This window comes from Youngimonas ophiurae (nom. illeg.), assembly GCF_049803795.1.
Lineage (GTDB): Bacteria > Pseudomonadota > Alphaproteobacteria > Rhodobacterales > Rhodobacteraceae > Thalassobius.
Window position 1 is genome coordinate 159295 of record NZ_JBNAGJ010000001.1, and the last position, 9907, is coordinate 169201.

Here is a 9907-nt window from a genome sequence, read left to right on the forward strand (position 1 = left end):
TTAACGGTTAAGGCTGGCGCGCGCGGCCAAGGCGGCGCCGCCAGTGATTAACAGGGCAGACAGCGCCAGAACCCAGCCGGGCTCGGCTACCCCCGCCATCACCAGAACCAGGGTCGATAGCAGCGGGGCTGCGTAGGATGCTACTCCAAGTAGCTGAATATCCCCGCGTTTTACCCCGATATCCCACACATAAAACGCCAGCCCGACAGGCCCCATTCCCAGCGCGATGGTGGCGCCCCAGCCGATGGCTCCTTGCGGCCAGACCGTCTGTTCCGTTGCCAGATGCAGCAGGGCTGACAGTATCGCGGTGGCGACGCAGAAAATCGCGACGGTTTCGGTGGGCGCGTCGCCCAAGCGGCGGGACAGGACAGAGTAGCTGCTCCACATCAGGGCGCATCCCAGGGCCAGAAGATAGCCGGGCAAGGCCGCCGGATCGAACCCGGTGCCCCCCCCGCCAATGATCAGCGCCGCGCCCAAAAAGCCGATTACTCCGCCCAGGATATGCCCTTTCTTCAGGGATTCGCCGGGCAGAATACCCGAAAACAGCACGATCAGCAGCGGCCACAGATAGGCGATCAGCCCGGCCTCGGCGGCGGGGGCCAGGCGCAGAGCGCTGAAATACAGCGCGTGATACCCAAACAGCCCGATCGTGCCAAAGACATAGACCTTCAGCGGAACCGCGCGCAGACGGCCAAACCCGCCGGTGGCCGCAGTCCAGATCAGCCCGATCGTGCCCCCGATGGCAAAGCAGATCGCATTCAGCAGCAGGGGCGGCGTCGGGGCCGAACCCACGGTGAACAGGGCCAGCAACGCCCACAAAAGGACGGCAACAAAGCCGATGGCGGTGGCGCGAGAGGGGCTCATTTCTGGAGGATGTCCTTGATCGGAGTGATTTCAAAACCATCCGAGATATGCGCGGTTTTCTCGATCTCGGCAAGGAACCAATCGCGGAAGGCCGCGACCTGCGGTCGTTTCTCGGCCCCTTTGACGCAAAGAAATCGAAACCGTGCCTCTGTTTCAATCGCCAGTCTGAAGGGGGTGACCAGCCGACCCTCCATCACGTCCTTGATGATCATCGGGCGGCGTCCCAGCGCGACTCCTGCCCCGGTGACGGCCGCATCGATCACATGATCTGCGTTGGAAAAATGCAGGCCCCGACTGGGCGGAAATCGCAGCCCTGCGGCACGAAACCAGGCGGGCCAATCGCAGCGCGGGTTCAGAAAATCAATCGAATCGTCATACAGCAGCGGGGCGTGTTCCAGGCTTTCCGGGGTCGGAAATTGCGCGGCCAGCTCCGGGGTCATGACGGGGGTCAGCCATTCCTTGCGCGCCGGAACCGAGTAGAGATTGTCAAAATCGTCATAGCCAAACCGGATGGCGACGTCGATATCGTCTCTCTCAAGATCCATGATTTTCAGCGTGGCTGAGAAACGCAATTCGATCTCGGGGTGGGCGCGGGCGAATTCAAACAGGCGCGGGGCCAGCCATTTCGCGGTCAGCGCCGGGCCCGCGGTGATGGTCAGCGCCGAGCCATCCTGCAACCGCCGCGTCGCGTGCCAGGCCGCGGCCAGAGCCTGAAACCCCTCTGATGTGCCGGGTGCCAGGGTTTTGCCGGCCTCGGTCAGCTCAACCGCGCGGTTGAGGCGGCGAAACAGCGGGGCGCCCAGATGCTCTTCGAGGGATTTGATCTGAAAGGACAGGGCGGCGGGGGTCACGTTCAGCTCGTCCGCAGCTTTGGCAAAGGACATGTGACGCGCGGCAGCGTCAAAGGCACGCAGGGCAGTCAGCGGAGGCAGGCGATCAGGCATATCGCTTAAATACAGCTTAACTGAGATTGTGAAAAGTCTCGTTTGTAAGGGCGTTGTGTGGGGTTCATATTGGATGCAGTTAAGAAATATCGCAGCCAAAGGAGACGCAGATGTTCGAAGCAACCGCCACCGCCCGTACTCGGGATGCTCTGCAAAAAGCCCACGCCGAGCGTGCCGCCGCCTTTCGTTGGCTGGTCGGGCTGGTGTTCCGAGCAGCGCCTGAATCCGAATTTCCGCTGGGCGCGCGTGCCCTTACGGGATCGTCCCGCTGACCTGAACGGGTCTTACGGGGCACGAAAAAGGGCCGGTCCTGTGACCGGCCCTTTGCGTTTCTGGCTGCGGGGGATCAGACGAAGAACTGCGCGCCGTTGGCCGAGATCGTCGACCCGTTGATAAAGCCCGCATCGTCCGAGGCCAGGAAGGCCACGCAGCGTGCGATTTCCTCGGGCTCGCCCAGGCGGCCTGCGGGGATCTGGCTGATGATCGATTCGCGGACTTTCTCGGGCACGGCCATGACCATTTCGGTGGCGATGTAGCCGGGGCAGACGGCATTGGCGGTGATGCCAGCGCGGGCGCCTTCCTGGGCCAGCGATTTGATGATGCCCAGATCGCCGGCTTTGGTGGCGGCATAGTTCACCTGCGCGAACTGGCCCTTCTGGCCGTTGATCGAGCTGATCACGACGATCCGGCCGAATTTACGCTCGCGCATACCGGGCCAGATCGGGTGGACGGTGTTGAACACGCCGGTCAGGTTGGTGTCGATGACTTCCTGCCACTGCTGCGGAGTCATTTTATGGAAGGGGGCGTCGCGGGTGATGCCGGCATTGGCGACGACGATATCGATCGGGCCCAGCTCTTCTTCGACTTTGGCGATGCCCGCGGCCGAGCTTTCGTAATCGCCGACATTCCATTTGTAGGTCTTGATGCCAGTTTCTTCGGTGAACTTGGCGGCGGCTTCGTCATTGCCGGCATATGTGGCGGCGACGGTGCAGCCCTGGGCTTGCAGGGCTTTCGAAATGGCGGCGCCGATACCGCGCGAACCGCCGGTGACGAGTGCTACTCTGGACATGATTTCCTCCAATTAAGTGTGATGCGCTGGTAACTCTGTTACTTTGAATGCTGCGAATGCGCAATAATATTGCGTGCGAAAAATGGCGTCTAAACACATTTTTTACGCTTGTGCGGCGTCCGAGCAAAAAAAGGGGCGCTGAAAACAGCGCCCCGATATGGGTTTCAGCCTTGCAAGGGCTTAGGGGCGCTCAAGGCACATGGCCACGCCCATGCCGCCGCCGATGCACAGCGTGGCCAGGCCTTTCTTGGCCTCGCGGCGCTTCATTTCGAACAGCAGGGTGTTCAGGATGCGGCAGCCCGAGGCCCCGATCGGGTGGCCGATGGCGATGGCGCCGCCGTTCACGTTCACGATGTCCGGATTCCAGCCCATGTCCTTGTTCACGGCGCAGGCCTGAGCGGCAAAGGCTTCGTTGGCCTCAACCAGGTCCAGATCGCCTGCGGCCCAGCCGGCTTTGTCCAGCGCCTTGCGCGAGGCATAGATCGGGCCGACGCCCATGACCGACGGGTCCAGACCGGCAGTGGCATAAGAGGCGATGCGGGCCAGCGGCTCCAGCCCACGTTTTTCGGCCTCTTCGGCGCTCATCAGCAGCACGGCGGCCGCGCCGTCGTTCAACCCCGAGGCGTTCGCGGCCGTGACCGAACCGTCCTTGGTGAAGGCCGGGCGCAGTTTTTGCATGGCTTCCATCGTGGCGCCGTGGCGGATGTATTCATCCTTATCGACGATGATGTCGCCCTTGCGGGTCTTGACGGTGAAGGGGATCACCTCTTCGTCGAATTTCCCTGCTTTCTGGGCGGCTTCTGCCTTGTTTTGCGAGGCAACGGCGAATTCGTCCTGCATGTCGCGGCTGATCTGCCACTGGTTGGCCACGTTTTCGGCGGTTTGGCCCATGTGGTAGCCGTTGAATGCGTCCCACAGACCGTCGCGGATCATCGAATCGATGTATTTCACGTCCCCCATTTTGGTGCCGGCGCGCAGATGCGCGACATGGGGGCTGAGGGTCATGTTTTCCTGACCGCCCGCCGCGACGACAGCCGCGTCGCCCAATTGGATGTGCTGCGCCCCCAGCGCAACGGCGCGCAGACCCGAACCACAGACCTGATTGATGCCCCAGGCGGCGCTTTCGACCGGCAGGCCGGCATTGATATGCGCCTGGCGTGCAGGGTTCTGGCCCTGACCTGCGGACAGAACCTGGCCCAGGATTGTTTCGGACACTTCGGATTTGTCGATGCCGGCGCGGGTTACGATGGCCTCCAGCACGGCAGCGCCCAGATCGTGGGCTGGGGTGTTTGCGAAAGAGCCGCTAAACGAGCCAACAGCCGTACGGGCCGCCGAAACGATTACAACATTGGTCATGTTCATCCTCCACCAATTTGCCAGTCGAGGAGCGCCGGGCGCGCAGTGTGCGGGCCCTGGACTCCCCACCTTGGGCTCCGTGATAGAGCAACTGCCGCAATGCGGCAACTGCGGAGAATTGCCGCGCCGCAGCGAAATTTATGCTCGCCGACGTTGCGTCGTTTTGGAATTTTGTTTCCAGGGCTCTTGGATAGAGGGCGCGCCAAAGTAGTAGCCCTGAAGGCAGTCAACGCCAATTTGTTGCAACCATTGGCAATCTTCGAAGGTTTCAACGGATTCCGCGACGGTAAACATGTCGAATTGCTGTGCGATCCCAACCAGTGCCTTGGTCAGAACCTGATTATCCGGGTCCGTATGGATGTTCCGAATGAACTGCCCGTCGATCTTCAGAATGTCGAAATAGAAGTCCCGCAAATACCGAAACGAGGTATATCCGGCGCCGAAATCGTCCAGGGCAAAGCTGATTCCCTTGCGCTGTAGATCGGACATGAAGCGGACCACCAGTTCCGGAACCGTCATGGCCGAGCTTTCGGTGATTTCCAAAATCAGACGCTCGGCAACGGTTGGATCCCGGTCCAGCCCATGCCGCAGCGTATTCATCCAGCGCGGAAACCCGATCGAGCGCGCAGACATGTTGATCGACAGCCGCATTTCCGGCGCTTTTTGCAGGGCTTTCAGCCCGAATTCCAGCGCCAGACAGTCAATGACGCGCCCCAGCTCGGTTTCCTCGATATGTTCGATGAAATCCTTGGCGGGAATGATCCGGCCGGTTTCGTCGAAGATGCGGATCAGCCCCTCATAGAAGGCGGGCTGGCTGGGGCGGGTGGCCTGCACGACCGGCTGATAGGCCAGCGCGACCTGTTTGTGTTTCACCGCTTCGGCGACCATGGACATCACACCGGCATCCCGCGTGGTCACGGCAAAATCCAGGGGCGACTGTTCGCCGGTCTGCACGTCATTCCATTTGTTGCGTCTACGTTTGCCCACGACTCTCTCCGTTGGCTGCATGTGCGACTGTCACATTGCGGCCTCAGGCCTTACCAGTTGCTTAATGTTTGCATTTTGTTCTAATTGTTCCAATCTCGGGAAAATGCGGAGGAAAACATGGGTGAAAGATGCGGATGGGCGGGGCCCGATCAGATATATTTCGAGTATCACGACACCGAATGGGGCGTGCCGGAATATGACAGTCGCGCGCTGTGGGAAAAGCTGATCCTGGACGGGTTTCAGGCAGGGCTTAGCTGGATCACGATCCTGAAAAAGCGCGAGGGGTTTCAGAAGGCTTTTCAAGGGTTTGATCCGAATGTGATCGCCACATGGGGCGAGGAGGACGTGGCGCGGCTGGTTGCGGATCCGGGCATTGTGCGGCATCGCGGAAAGATCGTGGCCACCATCGGAAACGCGCAGGCCTGGCAGCGGATCGAGGCTCAGGAGGGCTTTGCCGAATTCCTGTGGAAATACGTGGATTTCCAGCCGGTTCAGAACCGTTGGGCCACTCTGGCCGAGGTTCCGGCCGAGACAGAAATTTCCAAGCAAATTTCGAAGGATTTGAAGAAGGCCGGTTTCAAGTTCTGCGGCCCGACGATTGTCTATGCCTTTATGCAGGCGGTGGGGATGGTGAACGATCACCTGGTCTCTTGTCCCTGTCATGATCGGGTTGCACAGCTGGGGCAGGGCGGGTTTCCCGGACGCTAGAGGCGCTCGAACCCTGGTGTGCCGCGATCCTGTGGGGTGTTGCTCAGGTGTTTGCGCTTGATTTCTTCTGAGGTGTCGCGGCTGCCGTCATGGCTCCAACCCGGAGGCGCGACGGCATACATCAGACGTTGGCGCAGGGACAGACCGGGGCGCAGCATGTCCCGGAAAATCCCGACCCATTCATGAAAGGCCACGCGGATCGGGTTGAACGTGCCCAGATTATGCACCAGCCCGTATTGGACTTTTTCCTGCGCCAGTTCGGGCACATAGGTGCCGAAGATCTTATCCCAGACGATAAAGACGCCGGCATAGTTGGCATCCAGATAGCGCGTATTGCGCCCGTGGTGGACGCGGTGATGGCTGGGCGTGTTCATGATGGCCTCGAACCAGCGGGGCATCTTGCCGATCGCCTCGGTATGGATCCAGAACTGGTAAATCAGGTTCAGCCCGCCGCAAAACAGCACCATCGCGGGGTGAAAGCCCAGCAAGATCAGCGGCGCGCGCACGATCATCATAAAGGTGAACGTCCCCGTCCAGGTCTGCCGCAGGGCGGTGGTCAGGTTGTAATGCTGGCTGGAGTGATGATTCACATGGCTGGCCCAGACCCAGCGGATGCGATGCCCGAACCGATGCACCCAGTAATAGCGCAGATCGTCCAGCACAAAGCACAGGATCACCACCCAGACCGAGGTGCCCAGATCCAGCGGTGTCAGCGCCCACAGGAACATGAAAAACCCATAGGCCACGAACCCCAGCGCGATCCCCGAGGCCACATTGCCCGCGCCCATGATCAGGCTGGTCAGCGCGTCGCGGGTTTCATAGCGGCCGCCGCGCCCTTTGATGACGATCCAGGCCAGCTCGGCCAGAATGGCGGCGATGAAAAAGGGCACGGCCCATTGCACCACGTCGGGATAGCTGAGGTCAGTCCTGGGGTCTGTCATGGGGCCTCTTTTATTCTGCGCAGCCAGTCCTGGGCTTCGTCCGGGGTCAGCCACAGGCTGATTTCCGGGGCAGTATAATCGGGCAGAGACAGAATCAGACCACTTTTTGTGCGCCGCACCTCAACCCCCAGCAACAGCCGGGCCGCGCCGTCCGCGCCCATCGGCCACACGATGCCCAGCCCGGCACGAGAGTCCACAAGGGCAAAGTGACGGTTGCGGGATTGCACGATGCTCAGAATCTGCGTGTCGGGGTATTCGGCCTGCCAGACCCGGCGCACGGCGGGCTCGTCCGTGAAAACGCAAGGCCTGCTTAGCCCCAGAAGATGCAGGATAATCACGATACCCGCAATTCCGCCTGTCACCAGCAACAGCAGCAAAGATAGTGTCATTGTCTCCTCCGGGCTCTATCAAAGAGGCCAGAAAAGCGTTTGTCAAAACATCGTAAAGGGTGACCTAGCGGACCCTATCCCTTTGCCCCGAAACCTATTCTTTCGGCTTTTCCGGGGCCTCTGGTAGCAGCGCGGCGATCAACGCGCGGGCTTCATCCGAATGCCAGTCGGCATCGCCGATCAGCCGCCCGATTTCCTGGCCCTCGGGGTTCACAATGACAGTGATCGGTAGCCCCAGAATGGCCATTTTGCGGGCCAGGGCTTGTTTGGGGTCGCGGTGCAGGGGCAGGTTGGTCACGCCGATCTCGTCAAAGAATTTCTTCATCGCGGGGGGCGGGTTGCGGCCGGTGGCGATGGTGACAACTTCGAAAGAGTCGCCGCCGAATTCATCTTGCAGGGCGGACAGCGCGGGCATTTCCTTGCGGCAGGGGGCGCACCAGGTGGCCCAGAAATTCAGCACGACGGTTTTGCCCCGATAGGCGGCCAGGGTCATTTGCGTGCCGTCTTCGGCGTAAAACACCGTGTCGGGGGTGGATTGCGGCGCCGAATGCAGGTTCAGCTTCTTCATGTCGCCCACGCGCAGAGCCTCTAGCGCGGGATCTGCCGCCAGCGACGCATTTGCACCAAGCGCCAAGGCCGTATAAAGGACGATCCGATAAAACCTGTGCATGACACCTCCTAGGGGCAGACGAATGAGTGACAAATCCTCGAACCAGATGTGGGGCGGCCGCTTTGCCGCCGGTCCTGACGCGATCATGGAGGCAATCAATGCCTCGATCGGGTATGACCAGCGCATGGCGGCGCAGGATATTGCCGGCTCCAGGGCCCATGCCGCCATGTTGGCTGCGACAGGCATCATCACTGATAACGACGCGCAGGTCATTCGGGAAGGCCTGCTCACGGTCTTGTCAGAAATCCAGGGCGGGACGTTCGAATTTTCCACCGCGCTGGAAGACATCCACATGAATGTGGAGGCCCGGCTGAAGGAAATCATCGGCGAACCCGCAGGCCGTCTGCACACCGCACGCAGCCGGAACGATCAGGTGGCGACCGATTTCAAACTGTGGGTGCGCGATCAGATCGACGCGGCCATTGAGGGCATCGAGGCGCTGATCAAATCTCTGATCGGTCAGGCCGAGGCCGGGGCCGATTGGGTCATGCCCGGCTTCACCCATCTGCAAACCGCGCAGCCCGTCACCTGGGGCCACCACATGATGGCCTATGTGGAAATGTTCGGTCGCGATCTGTCGCGGTTTCGCGATGCGCGCGCCCGGATGAACGAAAGCCCGCTGGGCTCGGCCGCGCTGGCGGGCACGTCCTTTCCGATTGACCGCGAGATGACCGCCCAGGCGCTGGGGTTTGACCGGCCCACGGCCAATTCGCTGGACGCCGTGGCCGACCGCGATTTCGCGCTGGAGTTCCTGTCCTGCGCTTCGATCACCGCGATGCACCTGAGCCGTTTCGCCGAAGAGCTGGTGATCTGGTCCTCGGCCCAGTTCCGCTTTGTCACCATGTCGGACAAATGGTCCACCGGGTCCTCCATCATGCCGCAAAAACGCAACCCCGACGCGGCCGAACTGCTGCGCGCCAAAATCGGCCGCATCTTCGGCGCGAATGTCGCCCTGATGACCGTGATGAAGGGCCTGCCGCTGGCCTATTCCAAGGACATGCAGGAAGACAAAGAGCAGGTGTTCGACGCCGCCGATAACCTGATGCTGGCCCTGGCCGCGATGACCGGGATGGTCAGCGACATGACCGGCAACCGCGAAAATCTGGCCGCGGCGGCTGGCTCGGGGTTCTCAACCGCGACGGATCTGGCCGACTGGCTGGTACGCGAATTGAACCTGCCCTTCCGCGATGCCCATCACGTGACCGGATCGCTGGTCGCCATGGCCGAAAGCAAAGGCTGCGATCTGCCCGAGCTGACCTTGGAAGACATGCAATCGGTCCACACGGCGATCACCCGCGCCGTTTTCGACGTGCTGGGGGTTGATAATTCCGTGGCCTCGCGCATGTCTTATGGGGGAACGGCACCGGCACAGGTGCGCGCCCAGATCGCGCGGTGGAAGGACCTGCTGACATGAGACCTCTGGCCCTGATGACGATCCTGTCGCTGCTGGCGGCCTGCGGCGTGGACGGAGAGCCCGTCCCCCCAAAGGATGAGCCGAAAACCGGCATCACAATTTCAGGAACCGCACGGGTCGGCATCACCAAAGAGCTGTGATGTCGGCGCTGCGCTGGACATATCTGGCCCTGGCCCTGGCCGGTGCAGCCGTTCCGATGTGGCACCTGGTGCCGTGGATTGTCCGAAACGGCTTGTCGGTGGACGGATTGATTGCGGCCTGGACGCAGAATGCGGCGGCGACCGGGCTGTTCTGGGATCTGGTGATCTCAGCGGTTGCCTTGAGCGTCTGGATCCTGGCCGAAGTGTCCATACGCCGGAACTGGCGCGCGCTTTGGGCGATTCCTGCGACGTTTCTGATTGGGGTCAGCTGCGGTCTGCCGCTGTATCTGTTCTTGCGGTCCCGCCCGATCTGAGAACTGCCAAAAGGAGCGCTGACGCGCACAGGATACCTCGTCATCGGCCTCCGGCCTCTTCCTCAGGCGGGCGCTTGATTTCGCTGGCATCGCTTCCCGCTTTCTTTGCTC

13 protein-coding genes are annotated in these 9907 nt (G+C 61.2%); 5 read left to right on the forward strand and 8 right to left on the reverse strand.

From position 1 onward, the window contains the following. Positions 1-864, reverse strand: coding sequence for an aromatic amino acid exporter YddG (gene yddG, locus ACP15O_RS00835; RefSeq protein WP_425094135.1), 864 nt, complete (start codon positions 862-864; stop codon positions 1-3). Further along, positions 861-1808, reverse strand: a complete 948-nt coding sequence (locus ACP15O_RS00840) for a transcriptional regulator GcvA (RefSeq protein ID WP_425094136.1) — start codon at positions 1806-1808, stop codon at positions 861-863. Before ACP15O_RS00840 ends, yddG begins: the two co-directional genes overlap by 4 nt. A gap of 110 nt (positions 1809-1918) precedes the next feature. On the opposite strand from ACP15O_RS00840, the gene ACP15O_RS00845 reads away from it, so the two are divergent. Next, positions 1919-2080, forward strand: a complete 162-nt coding sequence (locus ACP15O_RS00845; RefSeq protein WP_425094137.1) for a hypothetical protein — start codon at positions 1919-1921, stop codon at positions 2078-2080. Positions 2081-2154: 74 nt separating this feature from the next. Here the strand turns inward: ACP15O_RS00845 and phbB are convergent, their stop codons facing one another. The 3 genes from phbB to ACP15O_RS00860 form a co-directional block, all read right to left on the reverse strand. Further along, complete coding sequence (gene phbB, locus ACP15O_RS00850) at positions 2155-2877, reverse strand: acetoacetyl-CoA reductase (RefSeq protein WP_425094138.1); 723 nt, start codon at positions 2875-2877, stop codon at positions 2155-2157. Positions 2878-3057: 180 nt separating this feature from the next. Then, on the reverse strand, positions 3058-4233 hold the full coding sequence (locus ACP15O_RS00855) for an acetyl-CoA C-acetyltransferase (protein ID WP_425094139.1): 1176 nt from the start codon (positions 4231-4233) through the stop codon (positions 3058-3060). A 138-nt stretch (positions 4234-4371) separates the two neighbouring features. After that, entirely contained in the window at positions 4372-5241 is an 870-nt protein-coding gene (locus tag ACP15O_RS00860; RefSeq protein ID WP_425094140.1) for an EAL domain-containing protein, read from the reverse strand. A 96-nt stretch (positions 5242-5337) separates the two neighbouring features. On the opposite strand from ACP15O_RS00860, the gene ACP15O_RS00865 reads away from it, so the two are divergent. Then, entirely contained in the window at positions 5338-5928 is a 591-nt protein-coding gene (locus ACP15O_RS00865; protein ID WP_425094141.1) for a DNA-3-methyladenine glycosylase I, read from the forward strand. Here ACP15O_RS00865 and ACP15O_RS00870 read toward each other — a convergent pair. The 3 genes from ACP15O_RS00870 to ACP15O_RS00880 all read right to left on the reverse strand — a co-directional run bounded on the left by ACP15O_RS00870 (position 5925) and on the right by ACP15O_RS00880 (position 7928). Continuing rightward, positions 5925-6869 (reverse strand): sterol desaturase family protein, encoded by a 945-nt coding sequence (locus ACP15O_RS00870; RefSeq protein WP_425094142.1) that lies wholly within the window; start codon positions 6867-6869, stop codon positions 5925-5927. The two genes, ACP15O_RS00865 and ACP15O_RS00870, sit on opposite strands and share 4 nt — an antisense overlap. Then, the gene (locus tag ACP15O_RS00875) at positions 6866-7258 is read right to left on the reverse strand and encodes a hypothetical protein (protein ID WP_425094143.1); all 393 of its coding nucleotides are present in this window, start codon (positions 7256-7258) and stop codon (positions 6866-6868) included. Before ACP15O_RS00875 ends, ACP15O_RS00870 begins: the two co-directional genes overlap by 4 nt. A gap of 94 nt (positions 7259-7352) precedes the next feature. Further along, a complete protein-coding gene (locus ACP15O_RS00880; protein WP_425094144.1) occupies positions 7353-7928 on the reverse strand; it encodes a TlpA family protein disulfide reductase in 576 nt (191 codons plus the stop codon). A gap of 22 nt (positions 7929-7950) precedes the next feature. On the opposite strand from ACP15O_RS00880, the gene argH reads away from it, so the two are divergent. The 3 genes from argH to ACP15O_RS00895 are packed head-to-tail and all read left to right on the forward strand — an operon-like array spanning position 7951 to position 9796. Next, positions 7951-9342, forward strand: coding sequence for an argininosuccinate lyase (gene argH / locus ACP15O_RS00885; protein ID WP_425094145.1), 1392 nt, complete (start codon positions 7951-7953; stop codon positions 9340-9342). Next, positions 9339-9482: an argininosuccinate lyase gene (locus tag ACP15O_RS00890; RefSeq protein ID WP_425094146.1), complete on the forward strand. Its 144-nt coding sequence runs from the start codon at positions 9339-9341 to the stop codon at positions 9480-9482. The genes argH and ACP15O_RS00890 overlap by 4 nt, the downstream gene beginning before the upstream one ends. Next, positions 9482-9796 carry a DUF2834 domain-containing protein gene (locus ACP15O_RS00895; protein WP_425094147.1) on the forward strand — a complete coding sequence of 105 codons (315 nt, stop codon included), beginning with the start codon at positions 9482-9484 and terminating at the stop codon, positions 9794-9796. The genes ACP15O_RS00890 and ACP15O_RS00895 overlap by 1 nt, the downstream gene beginning before the upstream one ends. Positions 9797-9907 lie beyond the last annotated feature (111 nt).